This is a genomic window from Streptomyces spiroverticillatus (assembly GCA_014650415.1).
GTDB lineage: Bacteria > Actinomycetota > Actinomycetes > Streptomycetales > Streptomycetaceae > Streptomyces > Streptomyces spiroverticillatus.
Map to the genome: position 1 here is coordinate 37,704 of BMUX01000011.1, position 17,335 is coordinate 55,038.

The following is a 17,335-nucleotide window of genomic DNA, read 5'->3' on the forward strand; positions in this document are numbered from 1 at the left end:
CACCTTGCACGCCGGACGCGCTCACCCCGGGCCCCACGGGGCGCCTCCCGGTACCGGGCACGTGAAGCTCCGGCCCGCTGGGCCATGGGGTCCCCAGCCCCGCCCCTTCGCCTAAACCCTGCGGGGCAGTTGGAGGGTTCCGTGCGGGTGAGTGGGTGGCTGGTCGCGCAGTTCCCCGCGCCCCTGACGGGGCGCGGTCTCAAGCGGCCCGGACGGGAAGGGCGCGCCCGCGCGGCGGGGGCGCAAGTCGGTACAGCCCCGTGCCGGGGAGGTGCAGGTTCAGGACGGGCCCGGGCGGAGCGGGGGCGGGGAGGGCCGTTCGGGTGGGGGTGTGTAGCGATCGGGCCGCTGTTCGGGCGAAACCTTGAGCGGGTCCGGCACCCCCCTGAGCGCCCTCCTCGGAAGCTGCTCATTTGGCGGGAACCCCCGCCGCACGGCACAGGTGTCCGAGGAGCAGCGTGGTACGGAGCAGACACGACGGAACGCGAACGCCCCCGCGTTCCGGACGGCTGGGGAGAGCGATCGGGCAGTGGGCCCGCAAGACCCTCGTCGGGACGGTGGCCCTGGGGCTGGTGGGGCTGTCCCCCCTTCCGGCGTACGCTGCCGACTACCCCCTGCAGAGCGATCCGAGTGCGGAGATCGACTGCGACCGCCTGTACTACTCGAACTATCTCAGCGGTTCGCAGTTCGACAACGACGCCTCCGGCGAACCCGTGATCACCAACCGGGTGATCTCCCGCCGTCCGAGCGGCAGTTCCCTGCCCGCCTACTGGTCGACCAGCATGGCCGCCGGACGCGACCCCGACACGGGCAAGCCGGCGCTCTTCTACGCGAACTACACGACCTCCAACCGCACCCTGTACAAGCACGTCCAGGGCACCTGGCAGGCCACCGACGCCATCGCGGACGGCGAGCAGCGCCCGCTGCCGCCCGGTTACAACTGGGGCGGCCTGGGCGCCGACCCGGCCCGCGGCAAGCTCTTCGGCGCGGAGAACCTCACGTACACCAAGCAGTTCTTCTCGATGGACCTGAAGACCGGGGCCAGCAAGGTCTTCCGGCCGACGGCCGCCGACCCGAAGGACACCGTCTGGCCCTCGTACGCCTCCGTCCCGGACATCTTCGTGGACAGCGACGGCTTCCCGTACATGGGCGCCTACTCCGGCTCGACCACGTACGTCTACCGCATCGACGTCGAGGCGGAGACCGCCACCCGTGTCCTCCAGATCACCGGTCCCGGTGCGCAGGGCGGTTCGCTGTACGGCATGGCCTGGCACAAGGACGCCATCTACGTCGGGAACTACAGCGGGCAGCTGTACAAGGTCGACCCGACCACCGGTGCTTCCACCGCCGTCTCCAACGCCGGTTACGTCGAGCGGAACCGCACCGGCAGCCCCACCTCCGAGAACGGCGGCTCCTGGCCCATCACCGACCTCGCGAGCTGCGACGTCGCCCCGCCGCTGGTGCCCACGCTCAAGGTGAGCAAGTCGGCCTCCGTGAACGGCGTCCCGGCCGGGCGGGCCAAGCCCGGCGACAAGGTGACGTACACGGTGAAGCTGGAGAACACCAGCACCCTCGACTACACCGGTGCGACCGCCTCCGACGACCTCACCCAGGTCCTGGCCAACGCCACGTACAACGACGACGCCACCGCGAAGGACGACACCGGGGCGGAGACGGGGACGTTCTCGGCGAAGCCACCGCCGGCGCTGGCGTGGAACGGCACGGTGAAGGCCGGGAAGACGGTGACGCTGACGTACTCGGTCACCGTCAAGGACGAGGTCGCCGACGGTGCGGAACTCCGCAACACCGTCACCGGCAACGACGACACCAACTGCAAGTCCGGCTCCACCGACCCGGACTGCGGCACGGTCGTCCCGCTGGACGACAAGCCGAAGGTCGTCGTCGTGAAGACCTCCGCGCCCGCGAGCGTGAAGCCCGGCGAGAAGGTGACGTACACGATCACCCTCACCAACCCCAGCCGCGCCGACTACCCGGCGGCGAAGGTCGAGGACGACCTGACCGGCGTCATCGGCGCCGCGACGTACAACAACGACGCGGCCGCGAAGGACGGCACCGGGGCTGCGCTCACCGCTCCCGCCTACGCGGAGCCGAAGCTGAGCTGGACGGGCCCGGTGAAGGCGGGCGGCAAGGTCGTGATCACGTACACCGCGACCGTCCGCAAGCCGGTGCCCGCGGGGAAGACGACCCTGCGCAACGCCGTCACCACGGACATTCCCGGCCAGTGCCCGCCGGACAGCACCGACCCCGAGTGCGGGACGGTCACGCCGGTGGCGCAGCTGAAGATCGCCAAGTCGAGCTCCCCGCGCAGCCCGAAGGCGGGGGACAAGGTCACGTACACCGTGACACTCACCAATGACGGCGACGCCGACTGGGCGGGCGCGACGACCAGCGACGACCTGACGGACGTCGTGGACGACGCGACGTACAACAGCGACGCGAAGGCGACCACGAGCGGCACGAACACCGCCACGCAGCCCTCGTACGACCCGGACACCAAGAAGCTGACCTGGTCCGGCACGGTCGCCAAGGGCAGCACCGTCACGATCACCTACACGGTGACGGTGAACAACCCGCCCGGTGGCAACAAGCGCCTGTCGAACGCGGTCGTCGGCCCCGACGGCTCCTCCTGCGAGCCGGGCAGCACCGACCCCGACTGCAACGACGAGAACCCCGTCAGCGGCCTGAAGATCAAGAAGACCGCGAGCAAAACCGACGCCGGCCCCGGTGACACCATCACCTACACGGTGACCGCCGAGAACACCGGCGGCGCAGTCGCGAAAGCCGTCACCCTCGCGGACGACCTGACGGGCGTCGTCGACGACGCGACGTACAACAACGACGCGAAAACGACCACAGGCGGCACGAACACCGCCACCCAGCCGTCTTACGACACGGCGACCAAAAAGCTCACCTGGACCGGTGACATCGCCGCCGGAACGACGGTGACGATGACGTACACCGTGACGGTGGGCAAGCCCCCGGCCGGTGACAAGAAGCTGACGAACGCCGTCGTCGGCCCCGAAGGCTCCAACTGCCCGCCCGACTCCACCGACCCCGACTGCACCTCGGTCACCCCGCTCGGCACGATCGAGATCCGCAAGGTCGCCGACCGCACGGACGCCAAGCCCGGTGACCGGATCACCTACACGGTGACGGTACGTAACACGGGCGAAGCCGCCTACAAGGGTGCCTCTTTCACCGACGACCTGACAGGCGTCCTCGACGACGCCACCTGGGACGACAACGCGAGCTCCGACAGCGGAACGGCCTCCTTCGACGCCGGTACGAAGAAGCTCACCTGGACCGGCGACGTCGCCAAGGGCGCAACGGTGACCGTCCGCTACTCGGTGACGGTGGGCAAGCCCCCGGCCGGTGACAAGAAGCTGAAGAACGCGGTGGTGGGGCCGGAAGGCTCCAACTGCCCGCCGGATTCGACCGCTCCCGAGTGCGGTACGGAGACCCCTCTCGGCTCGATCGAGATCCGCAAGGCCGCCGACCGCACGGACGCCAAGCCCGGCGACAAGATCACCTACACGGTGACGGTGCGCAACACCGGCGCCGCTGCCTACAAGGGCGCCACTTTCACGGACGACCTGACCGGTGTCCTGGACGACGCCGCGTGGGACGACAAGGTGACGGCGGACGGTGGCACGGCCACCTTCGACGCGGCTGGGAAGAAGCTGTCGTGGACGGGTGATGTTGCTGCCGGTGCGACGGTGACGGTGACGTACACCGTGACCGTCGGGAAGCCCCCGGCCGGTGACAAGAAGCTGAAGAACGCGGTCGTCGGCCCGGACGACTCGAACTGCCCGCCGGACTCCACCGCTCCTGAGTGCGGTACGGAGACCCCTGTCGGCGCGATCGAGATCCGCAAGACGGCGGACCGCACGGACGCCAAGCCCGGTGAGCGGATCACCTACACGGTGACGGTGCGGAATACGGGTGCTGGTCACTACAAGGGTGCGACTTTCGCTGACGACTTGAGTGGTGTGTTGGATGACGCCACGTGGGACGACAGCGTGAGTGCGGGCAGCGGTACGGCGTCTTTTGACGCCGCGGCGAAGAAGCTGACCTGGACCGGTGATGTTGCTGCCGGTGCGACGGTGACGGTGACGTACACCGTGACCGTGGGGAAGCCCCCGGCCGGCGACAAGAAGCTGAAGAACGCGGTGGTGGGGCCGGAAGGCTCCAACTGCCCGCCGGATTCGACCGCTCCCGAGTGCGGGACCGAAACCCCTGTGGGTTCGATCGAGATCCGCAAGGTGTCCGACCGCAAGGACGTCAAGCCCGGGGAGAAGATCACCTACACGGTGACGGTGCGCAACACCGGTGCTGGTGACTACAAGGGTGCGACCTTCACCGATGATCTGAGTGGTGTGCTGGATGACGCCGCGTGGGACGACAAGGTGACGGCGGACGGTGGTACGGCCACCTTTGACGCTGGTGGGAAGAAGCTGTCGTGGAGTGGTGATGTCGCTGCCGGTGCGACCGTGACGGTGACCTACTCGGTGACCGTGGGGAAGCCCCCGGCCGGTGACAAGGTGCTGAAGAACGCTGTCACCGGTCCCGGTGACTCGAATTGCCCGCCGGACTCCACCGACCCCGAGTGCACTTCGGTCACCCCGGTGAGTGCCGTCGAGGTTCGGAAGGCTGCCGACCGGAAGGACGCCAAGCCCGGTGACAAGGTCACGTACACGGTGACGGTGCGGAATACCGGTGCTGGTGACTACAAGGGTGCGACTTTTGCCGACGACTTGAGTGGTGTGTTGGATGACGCCACGTGGGACGACAGCGTGAGTGCGGGCAGCGGTACGGCGTCCTTTGATGCCGCGGCGAAGAAGCTGACCTGGACCGGTGATGTCGCTGCCGGGGCGACGGTGACGGTGACGTACTCGGTGACCGTCGGGAAGCCGCCCGCCGGTGACAAGAAGCTCACCAACGTCCTCGTGGGCGGCGACAACTGCCCGCCGGGATCAACCGATCCGGAGTGTGGCACCGTCACGCCCGTCGGGGCGGTCGAGGTGCGCAAGGCCGTCGACCGTACGGACGCCAAGCCCGGCGACAAGGTCACGTACACGGTGACGGTGCGGAACACCGGTGCTGGTGATTACAAGGGTGCGACCTTCACCGATGACCTGAGTGGTGTGCTGGATGACGCCGCCTGGGACGACAACGTGAGTGCGGGCAGTGGTTCGGCCACGTTTGACGCTACCGCGAAGAAGCTGTCGTGGAGCGGTGATGTCGCTGCCGGTGCGACCGTGACGGTGACGTACAGCGTCACTGTGGGGAAGCCTCCGGCCGGGGACAAGGTGCTCAAGAACGCCGTCGTGGGGCCCGAGGGCTCCACTTGTCCGCCCGGCTCGACCGAACCGGAATGCGGGACCGTGACTCCGGTTGCGGCGCTCGTCGTCAAGAAGTCCGGTGGGCCCGAGAATCCCAAGGTCGGGGACACCGTTACGTACACCGTCACCGTGGAGAACACCGGTGGGGCGGAGTACAAGGGAGCGTCTTTCGAGGACGATCTGACGGATGTGCTCGATGACGCGAGTTGGGGGGACAGCGCGCGTGCCGATGTCGGGGACGTGACGTTCGCGGCGCCCAGGCTCACGTGGACCGGTGATCTCCGCAAGGGGGAGAAGGCCACGGTCACGTACACGGTCGTGGTCACCAACGCCGGTGACAAGTACCTGCGCAATGTGGTCAGTTCGGAGGGGTCCAACTGCGAGCAGGGGTCGGACGACCCCGACTGCCGGGAGATCCTGCCGCGGCCCGGGCTGGAGATCCGCAAGTCCGTCCAGCCCGCCGACGCCAAGCCCGGTGACACGGTGACGTACACCGTCAAGGTGCGGAACACGAGTGCCGATGCGGATTACACCGGGGCGTCGTTCCTGGACGATCTGCGTGGTGTGCTCGATGACGCCTCCTGGGCGGACCGGGTGACCAAGACGTCCGGCGAGACCGCCTTCGACGCCGGGGCGAAGTCGTTCCGGTGGAGCGGTGACGTCGCACGCGGGACGACGGTGACCGTGACGTACCAGGTCGTCGTCGGGAAGCCGCCCGCCGGGGACAAGGTGCTCAAGAACGCCGTCGTGGGGCCCGAGGACTCCACCTGCCCGCCCGGTTCCACCGATCCGGCCTGCGGGACCGTCACCCCTCTCGGCGTCGTCGAGATCAAGAAGACGTCCGCGCCGAAGGACGCCAAGGCCGGCGAGAAGGTCACGTACACGGTGACGGTGCGGAATACCGGTGCTGGTGATTACAAGGGTGCGACCTTCACCGATGACCTGAGTGGTGTGCTGGATGACGCCACGTGGGACGACAGCGTGCGTGCGGGCAGCGGTACGGCGTCCTTCGACGCCGCGTCGAAGAAGCTCACCTGGACCGGTGACGTCGCCAAGGGTGCGACCGTGACGGTGACCTACACGGTGACCGTCGGGAAGCCGCCCGCCGGTGACAAGAAGCTCACCAACGCGGTCGTCGGGCCGGAGGGCACCAACTGCCCGCCGGGGAGCGACGATCCCGACTGCTCGACCACCGGAGGGGTCGCACTTCTCGACCTGAAGAAGACCGCGAACCCGGCAGCCGCCAAGCCCGGCGACACCGTGACGTACACCGTGGTCGCGCGCAACGCGGGCACCGCGACGTACGAGGGAGCCTCCTTCGAGGACGACCTGAGTCAGGTGCTGGACAACGCCGCCTACAACGGCGACGCCAGGGCCGAAGGCGGCGGGACGGTCACCTACACCGCCCCCAAGCTGCGCTGGGCGCACGACCTGCCCGCCGGAGCCACCGTCACGGTCACCTACTCCGTCACCGTCAACAAGCCCGCCACCGGCGACAAGGAGCTGAAGAACGCGGTCACGGGTCCGGACGACTCGTCCTGCCCGCCCGGATCGACCGATCCCGACTGCGGCGAGGTCGTGCCTGTCGGCTCGATCGACATCCGCAAGACGGTCGCCCCGGCGGCTCCGAAGCCCGGTGAGAAGGTCACGTACACCGTGACCGTCACCAACACCGGGCGCACGGAGTACCGGGGGGCCACTTTCACGGACGACCTCAGTGGTGTGCTGGACGACGCCACGTACGGGGAGGACGCCACGGCGGACTCCGGGAACGTCGTCTATGCGCGGCCCAAGCTCACCTGGAACGGTGACGTGGCCGTGGGGAAGACCGTCACGGTGGTCTACAGCGTCACCGTCGGGAAGCCCCCGGCCGGTGACAAGGTGCTGAAGAACGCTGTCACCGGTCCCGGTGACTCGAATTGCCCGCCGGACTCCACCGACCCCGAGTGCTCGACCAGCGAACCGGTGCCGGTGCTCACGGTCAAGAAGAGCGGCGACACGCGTGAGGCCGCCAAGGGCGACAGGGTGACGTACACGCTGGTTGTGGAGAACACCGGTGACGTGGATGCCACTGGTGTTGTCGTCAGTGACGACCTGAGCGGTGTGCTGGACGACGCCACGTGGGACGACACCGCGCGCGCCGATGTCGGTGCCGTGGAGTTCGTGGCGCCGAAGCTGACGTGGACCGGTGATCTCCGCAAGGGGCAGCGGGCCGTCATCAGCTATACCGTCACCGTCACTCTGGAGGGGGACGAGACGCTGTTGAACACGGTCGTCGCCCCCGGCACCAACTGCGAGGAGGGTTCCGACGACCCCGACTGCACCTTCGTCATCCCGCCGGTTCCGCCGGACGACGAGAACAAGAGGATCGAGGTCGTCAAGAGCGCGACGCCGTCGCCGGTGAAGGCGGGCGGCAAGGTGACGTACACCCTGGTGATCCGCAACACGGGTGACGGGGTCTACGAGGACGCGCTCGTCGCCGACGACCTGAGCGGTGTGCTGGACGACGCGACGTACAACGGTGACGCTCAGGCGTCCGCCGGGGCCGTCGCCTTCCAGACGCCGCGGCTGATCTGGACCGGCCGCCTGGCGGTCGGGGCGTCCGTGACGGTGCGGTACTCGGTCACCGTGGGGGAGCCTGCCAAGGGTGACCAGAAGCTGCGGAACGTCGTCGACGGGGGTGAGAAGTCGAACTGTCCGGAGGGGGCTGCTGATCCGCGGTGTTCCACGGTCACGCCGATCACTCCGGTCGAGCCTCCGGTGGAGCCGCCCGTACGGAAGCTGGAGATCCGCAAGACGGCGACGCCGCACAAGGTGAAGCCCGGGGGCGTGGTGACCTTCACCATCACCGCGCGCAACACCGGGACGGCGCCCTACGAGGCGGCCACCTTCACCGACGACCTGCGGCGGGTGCTGGACGACGCCTCGTACAACGGGGACGCGCGGGCCACCGTCGGTGCGGTGCGGCTGGTCGGGGACCGGCTGGTGTGGCGGGGGCCGCTCGGGGCCGGGAAGACGGTCCGGGTGACGTTCTCAGTCACGGTGCGGCCGGTGCTCAAGGGGGACGGGCGGCTGCGGAACGTCGTCACCGGGGCCGGCAGCAATTGCCGGACCGGGGAGGAGGCGGGGTGCAGCACGACTCCGGAGGTCGTTCCGCCGTGGCCGAAGAAGGTGAAGCCGCACGGCAAGGCGGCGTTCCTGCCGCTCACCGGGAGTGAGGGTGTCTGGGGGATGGGGGGCGGTGCTGCGGTGCTGCTGGTGACCGGGGGAGGGCTGGTGATGGCCTCGCGGAGGCGCGGCTGAGGGTGAGGGATTGAGCGGTACGCGAAGGGGCCCCGGCGGTGAATGCCGCCGGGGCCCCTTTGTGGTGGGGCGGGGGGTGTGGGGGCCGGCCGGTGCCGGTGGGTGCGGGCAGGGGGCGGAACCGGGGCGGGCCCGGATCGGGCGGGCCGCCCCCTTGCCCGCCCGTTCCGCCCCGGGGGGGGGCGGCCCCGCCGCCCAAGGGGGCTTGGCGGAAGTGGGGGGGGCGCCGCCCAAGGGGGCGGGGGAGGAGCGCCGGCTGTTCCGTACGACGGAACTGTTTCGCGGGCACACGACCGCGACCCATAGGATTGGGCCCAATAACCACACCGCACATCAACCCCTGAGGATCGCTGCATGCCTGGCATCACGCGCGAGGAGGTCGCACACCTCGCACGGCTGGCGCGTCTGGAGCTGAAGCCCGAAGAGCTTGAGCACTTCGCCGGTCAGCTCGACGACATCATCGGCGCGGTCGCCCGCGTCTCCGAGGTCGCCGACCAAGACGTACCGCCTACCTCCCACCCCCTGCCGCTGACGAACGTCATGCGCAAGGACGAGGTACGCCCGTCGCTCACCCCCGAGCAGGCGCTCTCCGGCGCCCCGGCCCAGGAGCAGCAGCGTTTCAAGGTGCCGCAGATCCTGGGGGAGGACTAATCAGCATGACTGAGATCATCAAGCTCACTGCGGCCCAGACGGCGGAGAAGATCGCTTCCGGCGAGCTCACCGCCGTCGAGGTCACCGAGGCCCACCTGGCCCGGATCGACGCCGTCGACGAGAAGGTGCACGCCTTCCTGCACGTCGACCGCGAGGGCGCCCTCGCGCAGGCCCGCGCCGTCGACGCCAAGCGCGCCAACGGCGAGAAGCTCGGCCCGCTGGCCGGCGTCCCGCTCGCGCTGAAGGACATCTTCACCACGGAGGGGATCCCCACCACCGTCGGTTCGAAGATCCTCGAAGGCTGGATCCCGCCGTACGACGCGACGCTCACCAAGCGCCTCAAGGCCGCCGACGTCGTCATCCTCGGCAAGACCAACATGGACGAGTTCGCCATGGGGTCCTCCACCGAGAACAGCGCGTACGGCCCGACCGGCAACCCCTGGGACCTCACCAAGATCCCCGGCGGCTCCGGCGGCGGCTCCTCCGCCGCCCTCGCCTCGTACGAGGCCCCGCTCGCCATCGGCACGGACACCGGCGGCTCCATCCGCCAGCCCGCCGCCGTCACCGGCACCGTCGGCGTCAAGCCCACGTACGGCGCGGTCTCCCGCTACGGCATGGTGGCCTTCAGCAGCAGCCTCGACCAGGGCGGCCCCTGCGCCCGTACGGTCCTGGACGCGGCGCTGCTGCACGAGGTCATCGCCGGGCACGACCCGCTCGACTCGACCTCCATCGACGCCCCGGTCCCGCCGGTCGTCGAGGCCGCCCGCAACGGCTCCGTCGACGGCATGCGCGTCGGCATCGTCAAGCAGTTCCGCGGCGAGGGCTACCAGGCCGGTGTCCTCCAGCGCTTCGACGAGTCCGTCGAGCTGCTGAAGAAGCTCGGTGCCGAGATCGTCGAGCTGGACTGCCCGTCCTTCGACCTGGCGCTCTCCGCGTACTACCTGATCGCCCCCTCGGAGTGCTCCTCCAACCTGGCCCGCTTCGACGCCATGCGCTACGGCCTGCGGGTCGGCGACGACGGCACGAAGTCCGCCGAGGACGTCACGGCCCTGACCCGCGAAGCCGGATTCGGCGACGAGGTCAAGCGCCGCATCATCCTCGGTACGTACGCACTGAGCTCCGGCTACTACGACGCGTACTACGGCAGCGCCCAGAAGGTCCGCACGCTCATCACGCAGGACTTCGAGAAGGCCTTCGAGCAGGTGGATGTGATCGTGTCTCCCACGACGCCCACCACCGCCTTCGCGATCGGCGAGCGTGCCGACGACCCGATGGCGATGTACCTCGCCGACCTGTGCACCATCCCGACGAACATGGCCGGCAACGCCGCCATGTCGCTGCCCTGCGGCCTCGCGCCGGAGGACAACATGCCGGTCGGGCTCCAGATCATTGCCCCCGCCCTGAAGGACGACCGTCTTTACAAGGTCGGCGCCGCTGTGGAAGCGGCCTTCGTGGAAAAGTGGGGGCACCACCTGCTTGAGGAGGCACCGTCGCTGTGAGCACACTCGCCAAGGCCAAGGGCTTCAAGAAGTCCCGCACCGGTACGTACCTGTCCATCGGCACCACCGCGTTCGGCGCGCTGAGCGTGATCAAGCAGGCCCGCAAGGCCCGCACCGAGAACGACACGCTCCAGCTCATCGACGCCGTCGTCTCCGCCGCCGCCATCGCCACCGGCGTCGCCATCCTCCTGCGGGAGCTGAAGCGCCTGGGCGACGACGACGTCCTGCTGGGCTGAGAGGGAAAGTTTCACCGTGACTGTCACCACCGACCTCGTGTCCTACGAGGACGCCCTCTCGGCGTACGACCCCGTCATGGGCCTCGAGGTCCACGTCGAGCTCGGCACCAAGACCAAGATGTTCTGCGGCTGCTCCACGGAGCTGGGCCAGGACGCGAACACCCAGACCTGCCCGACCTGTCTCGGCCTGCCCGGCGCCCTGCCGGTCGTCAACGAGATCGGCGTCGAGTCGGCCATCAAGATCGGCCTCGCGCTCAACTGCGAGATCGCCGAGTGGTGCCGCTTCGCCCGGAAGAACTACTTCTATCCGGACATGCCGAAGAACTTCCAGACCTCCCAGTACGACGAGCCCATCGCCTTCAACGGCTACCTCGACGTACAGCTGGAGGACGGCGAGATCTTCCGCGTGGAGATCGAGCGCGCCCACATGGAGGAGGACACCGGCAAGTCGACGCACGTCGGCGGTGCCACCGGCCGCATCCAGGGCGCCTCGCACTCGCTGCTCGACTACAACCGCGCGGGCATCCCGCTCATCGAGATCGTCACCAAGCCGATCGAGGGCGCGGGCGAGCGGGCCCCCGAGGTCGCCAAGGCGTACGTCGCCGAGCTGCGCGAGGTCATCAAGGCGCTCGGCGTCTCCGAGGCCCGCATGGACAAGGGCCAGATGCGCTGCGACGTCAACCTGTCGCTGCGCCCGCACGGCCGCGAGGAGTTCGGCACCCGCAGCGAGACGAAGAACGTCAACTCGCTGCGCTCCGTCGAGCGCGCCGCCCGCTTCGAGATCCAGCGGCACGCCGCGGTCCTCAACAGCGGTGGCACGATCGTCCAGGAGACCCGCCACTTCCACGAGGAAGACGGCTCGACGACGTCCGGTCGCATCAAGGACAACGCCGAGGACTACCGCTACTTCCCCGAGCCGGACCTCGTTCCGGTGGCCCCCGCACGCGAGTGGGTCGAGGAACTGCGCGCCGGTCTCCCGGAGATGCCGCGGGTTCGTCGCAACCGGCTCCGCGAGGAGTGGGGCGTCAACGAGCACGACATGCAGTCGATCCTCAACGCCGGTGCGGTCGACTCGATCGTCGCCACGATCGAGGCCGGAGCCGACTCCGCGTCCGCCCGCAAGTGGTGGATGGGCGAGCTGGCCCGCAACGCCAACGAGACGGGCCGCGCGATCGACGAGCTGCCGATGACCCCGGCGCAGGTGGCCCGCGTCACCGCTCTCGTCGCTTCCGGCGACCTGAACGACAAGCTGGCCCGCCAGGTCATCGAGGGCGTCCTCGCAGGTGAGGGCGGCCCCGACGAGGTCGTCGAGAAGCGCGGCCTGAAGGTCGTCTCCGACGACGGCGCGCTCGGCGCGGCCGTCGACGAGGCCATCGCCGCCAACACGGCCATCGCGGACAAGATCCGCGGCGGCAAGGTCGCGGCGGCCGGTGCCCTGGTCGGCGCGGTCATGAAGACCACCCGGGGCCAGGCGGACGCGGCACGCGTGCGCGAGCTGATCCTGGAGAAGCTGGGCGTCGAGGGCTGACGCTCCGGTCGTACGCAAGTGAGGGGCCCCGGTCGAGATCCTGCGACCGGGGCCCCTTCACGTACCGGTTGAACCATGCGCGCCGGTGCGGCGTCCTCACCAAGATGACCAGTACGTACGAGAACCACCGGGAACCCCCGGCGCGCGGCGCCCGGCCCGACGGCCGCCACTGGGGCGAGGACGCGCGCGGGCGCACCACCTGGCAGCGCGGCCGGCTGATCGGCCTGTGCGCGGTGCTGCTCGGGCTGCTTCCGGTCTTCCACGGTTACGTTCCCGACGCTCGCGGTCTCGGAAGCCTCGCGGAGACCTTCCTGCCCTGGCTGGGGCTGCTGATCCTGCCGTTGCTGCTGCTGGCCCGGCTGCGCAGGTCGGCCTTCGCGCTGCTGACGCTGGCGGTGCCGGTCATGGCATGGGCGGGACTGCTCGGCGGGGTCTACCTGGGCGGCTTCGACAACGGCGGCACCGGGGCGTACGGCTTCGGCGTCGTGCAGCACAACATCGCCGACGACAACCCCGACCCGGCGGGCACCGTACGGGCGTTGGCGGCGGCCGGGCCGGAACTGATCGCCCTCCAGGAGGTCACCCCGGCGGCGCTCCCCGCGATCTCCGGCGTACTGGACAAGCAGTACCCGCATCACGCGGTGCACGGCACGGTCGGGCTCTGGTCCAAGTCCCCACTGCGGGACGTGCGCCCGCTCGACCTCAAGCCGGCGGGCATCACACAGCCCTGGCAGCGCGGCCTGCGCGCCACCGCGTCCACCCCGGTCGGTCATGTAGCGGTGTACGTCGCCCACCTTCCGTCGGTACGGGCCGCCTGGCCGCAGGGCCTGAAGACGGGGTGGCGCAACGAGGCGGCGGTCAAGCTGGGGGCGGCGCTGGGGGACGAGCAGGTCGAACGGGTCGTGCTGCTCGGCGACTTGAACGCCACGGCGGACGACCGGGGGCTCGACCCGGTGGTGGCCCGCATGGACGACACGGGCGGCGACGGGTTCGTGTTCAGCTGGCCGAGGAGGTTCCCGGTGGCGCGGCTGGACCACGTGATGGTCCGGGACGGGGTCGTCTCCCGGGTGGAGCGGCTCGCGGCCACCGGGAGCGATCATGTGCCGGTGTCGGCGTGGCTGAGGTTCTAGGGAGGTGCGGGGCGGTGGGGGAACCCGTTAACCGGTGATCTTGCTCAGGTACTTCTCCGGGACACTCCCGCCCCGTACTTTCCGGGCAACGCCCCACTCACCCCGGGAGGACCACCATGCCCACCGACCTCACCCGCCGCCGCCTCCTCACCAGCGGCGGTGCCCTCGCCGCCGCGTCGATGCTGCCGCCCTCCCTCCAGGCCGCGATCGCCGCCGAGCGGCCCCCGGCCGGCGGGCTGCGTGCCGTCAAGCACGTCGTCGTACTCATGCAGGAGAACCGGTCCTTCGACCACTACTTCGGCACTCTCCGAGGGGTGAGAGGCTTCGGGGACCGCAATGCGATCGAACTCCCCGGCGGGAAGCCGGTGTTCGAACAGCCGGGGCCGCTGAAGAGCGTGCTGCCGTTCCCGGTGCGGGATGCGGCCGCCGCGCAGAAGAAGGACCTCCAGTACATCGGCGACCTGGACCACTCCTGGGACGGCGGCGCGAAGGCCTGGAACCAGGGCTGGATGAACGGCTGGGTGACCGCCAAGACCGGCGCCACCATGGCGTACTACGACCGCCGTGACCTGCCCCTGCACTACGAACTCGCCGACACCTTCACCATCTGCGACGCCTACCACTCGTCCATTCACACGTCGACGAGCCCGAACCGGAATCACCTGTGGAGCGGCTGGACGGGGTACGAGGCGAACGGCAGCCGGGCCGTCACCAACGCCGCGTACGCGGAGGGCACCCACCCCGGATACCCGTGGCCGACGTACGCCGAGCGGCTGGAGAAGGCCGGGCACACCTGGCAGACGTACACCGAGTGGGAGAACTTCACCGACAACAACATCGAGTTCTTCACCAGCTTCAAGAACATCGCCCGCAAGGCGCTCGCCAAGACCGGCGGGCACACCTTCATGGAGTCCTTCTACGCCCAGGTCCGGGACACGAAGGACGCCGCCGAGCGGGAGAAGCTGCTCGCACTCCTCGAGGAGGGCGTCGCCACGCTCGACAAGAAGGAGCGGTCGCTGTTCGAGCGGGGGCTGCGGCGCGGGGAGACCGGCAGCCTGGCCAAGAAGTTCCGGGCGGACGTGGCGGCCGGGAAGCTGCCCGAGGTGTCCTACCTGGTGCCGTCCGCGATCGACTCCGAGCACCCGGGCGCCTCGTCGCCGGTGGCGAGCGCATCGCTGGTGTACCAGGTGCTGGACGCGCTCGGCTCGCATCCCGACGTGTGGCGGCACACCGTCGTACTGATCAACTACGACGAGAACGACGGCTTCTTCGACCACGTCCCGCCGCCCGTGCCGCCGACCGACAACACCGACGAGCGGTGGAAGGGACGGCCGACCGGGCTCGGCATCCGGGTGCCGATGCTCGTCGTCTCGCCCTGGTCGGTGGGCGGGTACGTGTGCTCGGAGACCTTCGACCACACCTCCGTGATCCGCTTCCTGGAGCAGTGGACCGGGGTGCGGGAGCCCAACATCACGCCCTGGCGGCGGCAGGTCACCGGTGACCTGACCTCGGCGTTCGACTTCAAGAGGGCGCACCGGCAGCCGTCCGTCGACCACCCCGGGGCGATCCCGCCGTTCACCGGACGCTGGCGGCCCGTGCCCCCCGCCGTCCAGCAGATGCCGAAGCAGGAGCCGGGTGCGCGCCGGGCGCGTCCGTTGCCGTACCAGCCGGATGCGTACGGGAGGGTCGTCGCGGGCGGTGCCTCCTTCCGGCTGACCGTCGGCAACGAGGGGCGCGGCAGTGCGCACTTCGCGCTGTACCCGTACGCCGGTGAGTTCGCGGTGCCGCAGCACCTGGACGTCGCCGGGCGCGGCCGGGTCGACTGGAGCGTGCCGCTCGCGGGGGACGCGTACCGCTTCACCGTGACCGGGCCGAACGGTTTCCGGCGGGAGTTCGAGGGGACGAAGGCGGGGACCGCTGAGGTCAGCAGCCGGGTGGAGGCGCGGGACCGTGACCTGCACCTGACGCTGACCAACCGGGGGCGCAAGGCGGTCACCTTCGTGGTGCAGCCGCTGGCGTACGCGGACGAGGACGACCTCGACGAGCGCCGGCCGCGCCGGGTCGTGGTGAAGCCGGGGCGTAGCCGCAGCGTCGTGCACTCGGCGGACGACGCCCACGGCTGGTACGACCTCGCGGTCACCGTTGAGGGCGAACAGGGCTTCCGGCGGCGGCTGATGGGCCACATCGAGAACGGGCGGGCGAGCGTCTCGGGGTGAGGCGGGGGAGCGGGCGGGGTCCAGGGGCCCCGCCCGTTTGCGTGCGTGCGAGGATCCCCTCCGGGACGGCCCCTCTCCGGTGCCGCCAACAGGGAAGCAGGGGTGGGATGTTCGCGAAGGACCTTGGGGCGGTAGAGGGCGGCGGCAAGGCGGAGCTGCGGCCGCTGGAGCCGTGGCAGGCCGAGGAGTTCTGGGCCCACATACAGCGGGGCAGCGACTTCATCGGGCAGTACGTCGGGCTGCCGGACGTGGTCCGCGATCTGGAGTCGGCGCGGGCGCTGCTCCAGCGGTACGCGGAGAAGGCCGCCGCCGACCGGGGGCGGATGCACGGGATCTGGCTCGACGGGACCCTCGTCGGGGCCGTCACGCTGCGGCTCTTCGACGCGGAGGCCCGGACCTGCGAGGTGGGGTGCTGGCTGGAGCCGGCGGGGGCGGGGAAGGGGCTGGTCACCCGGGCCTGCCGGGAGATCATCGACTGGGCGGTGCGGGTGCGGGGGATCCACCGGGTCGAGTGGATCTGCGACGTGGAGAACCTCCCCAGCAGCAAGGTCGCCAAGCGGCTGGGCATGCGCCGCGACGGGGTGCTGCGCGAGGCGTACTTCTTCCGGGGGGTGTGGCGCGACGAGGAGGTGTGGTCGGTGCTGGGGCCGGAGTGGCTGGAAGGCCGTTAAGGGGTCTCTCATCCGGGACACCTAGCGTGCGGGGCATGAACGCGACGACCCGTACCGAGGACAAGAGCGACAACGAGGCTGCTGAGGCCGCCGAGGCTGAGGCCGTGGCGGCGGAGGCTGCCGAGGCAGATGAGACTCACGAGACCCCCGAGATTCCCGAGGAAGAAGTGAAGGCGCGTCCCGCGTCGGCGGGTGTCGGCGCCGGGGCCGCGGGGATCGTTTCGGCGGGGCTCGGGCTGGTGGCCCTGGTCGGGGGCTGGCCGAGCCGGGTGCTCGCCGAGCGGGAGACGCTGGTGAGCCAGCTCAACCTCTCCAAGTCGAGCGCGGCGAGCGCCCAGATCGAAGGGCTGTACGGCAACGGCTGGCACATGACTGCCCTGGTCAACGGCGGTTTCGCACTGGTGGCGCTGCTCGTGGGCGTGGTCGTGCTGGCGGCCCTGCGGCCGACGGGCCCGGATGCGGCCCCCCGACTCTGGATACGGGCCGTGGCCTGGGCGGGCGTGATCCTGGGCCTGATCGGCCTCCTGATCTCCACCGGGATGTACCTCGACCTCTTCGCCCCGATGCCGGTGCCTCCGGCGGCCTAAGGCCCTCCCCCTTCCCCCGGTGCCCCGGGCGGGACGCCTAAGGCACCCGGCCCCCGCCTAAGGCCCCCCACCCCACCCAAGATCCGGCACACTCCCGATGCCGTGCACCCCCCTGGCGGGCGAAGGTTGAGTCATCGCAGAGAGCGATGAG

Annotated in this window: 9 protein-coding genes; all 9 read left to right on the forward strand. The window is 69.9% G+C overall.

All coding sequences use genetic code 11. The features are described 5' to 3' along the window. The first annotated feature begins 458 nt into the window (after positions 1-458). The 9 genes from IE269_RS26885 (at position 459) to IE269_RS26925 (ending at position 17,184) form a co-directional block, all read left to right on the forward strand. Entirely contained in the window at positions 459-8,666 is an 8,208-nt protein-coding gene (locus tag IE269_RS26885; RefSeq protein ID WP_189825748.1) for a DUF7927 domain-containing protein, read from the forward strand. 354 nt (positions 8,667-9,020) lie between these two features. Continuing rightward, positions 9,021-9,317 carry an Asp-tRNA(Asn)/Glu-tRNA(Gln) amidotransferase subunit GatC gene (gatC, locus tag IE269_RS26890; protein ID WP_030851400.1) on the forward strand — a complete coding sequence of 99 codons (297 nt, stop codon included), beginning with the start codon at positions 9,021-9,023 and terminating at the stop codon, positions 9,315-9,317. Between the two features lie 5 nt (positions 9,318-9,322). Further along, positions 9,323-10,816, forward strand: coding sequence for an Asp-tRNA(Asn)/Glu-tRNA(Gln) amidotransferase subunit GatA (gene gatA / locus IE269_RS26895; RefSeq protein WP_189825749.1), 1,494 nt, complete (start codon positions 9,323-9,325; stop codon positions 10,814-10,816). Further along, positions 10,813-11,052, forward strand: coding sequence for a hypothetical protein (locus tag IE269_RS26900; protein ID WP_189825750.1), 240 nt, complete (start codon positions 10,813-10,815; stop codon positions 11,050-11,052). The genes gatA and IE269_RS26900 overlap by 4 nt, the downstream gene beginning before the upstream one ends. A 16-nt stretch (positions 11,053-11,068) precedes the next feature. Beyond that, positions 11,069-12,580 (forward strand): Asp-tRNA(Asn)/Glu-tRNA(Gln) amidotransferase subunit GatB, encoded by a 1,512-nt coding sequence (gene gatB, locus IE269_RS26905; RefSeq protein ID WP_189825751.1) that lies wholly within the window; start codon positions 11,069-11,071, stop codon positions 12,578-12,580. A gap of 104 nt (positions 12,581-12,684) precedes the next feature. After that, positions 12,685-13,710, forward strand: a complete 1,026-nt coding sequence (locus IE269_RS26910) for an endonuclease/exonuclease/phosphatase family protein (protein WP_189825752.1) — start codon at positions 12,685-12,687, stop codon at positions 13,708-13,710. Between the two features lie 116 nt (positions 13,711-13,826). Beyond that, positions 13,827-15,926 carry a phosphocholine-specific phospholipase C gene (locus tag IE269_RS26915; protein ID WP_189825753.1) on the forward strand — a complete coding sequence of 700 codons (2,100 nt, stop codon included), beginning with the start codon at positions 13,827-13,829 and terminating at the stop codon, positions 15,924-15,926. A 107-nt stretch (positions 15,927-16,033) separates the two neighbouring features. Then, complete coding sequence (locus tag IE269_RS26920; protein WP_189825754.1) at positions 16,034-16,597, forward strand: GNAT family N-acetyltransferase; 564 nt, start codon at positions 16,034-16,036, stop codon at positions 16,595-16,597. Positions 16,598-16,632: 35 nt separating this feature from the next. Next, positions 16,633-17,184, forward strand: coding sequence for a hypothetical protein (locus IE269_RS26925; RefSeq protein ID WP_189825755.1), 552 nt, complete (start codon positions 16,633-16,635; stop codon positions 17,182-17,184). Positions 17,185-17,335: the final 151 nt, after the last annotated feature.

Coding starts and splice junctions, on each gene's coding strand:
- gatC (WP_030851400.1), top strand. CDS start 9,021: ATGCCTGGCATCACGCGCGAGGAGGTCGCACACCTCGCACGGCTGGCG.
- gatA (WP_189825749.1), top strand. CDS start 9,323: ATGACTGAGATCATCAAGCTCACTGCGGCCCAGACGGCGGAGAAGATC.
- IE269_RS26910 (WP_189825752.1), top strand. CDS start 12,685: ATGACCAGTACGTACGAGAACCACCGGGAACCCCCGGCGCGCGGCGCC.
- IE269_RS26915 (WP_189825753.1), top strand. CDS start 13,827: ATGCCCACCGACCTCACCCGCCGCCGCCTCCTCACCAGCGGCGGTGCC.
- IE269_RS26920 (WP_189825754.1), top strand. CDS start 16,034: ATGTTCGCGAAGGACCTTGGGGCGGTAGAGGGCGGCGGCAAGGCGGAG.
- IE269_RS26925 (WP_189825755.1), top strand. CDS start 16,633: ATGAACGCGACGACCCGTACCGAGGACAAGAGCGACAACGAGGCTGCT.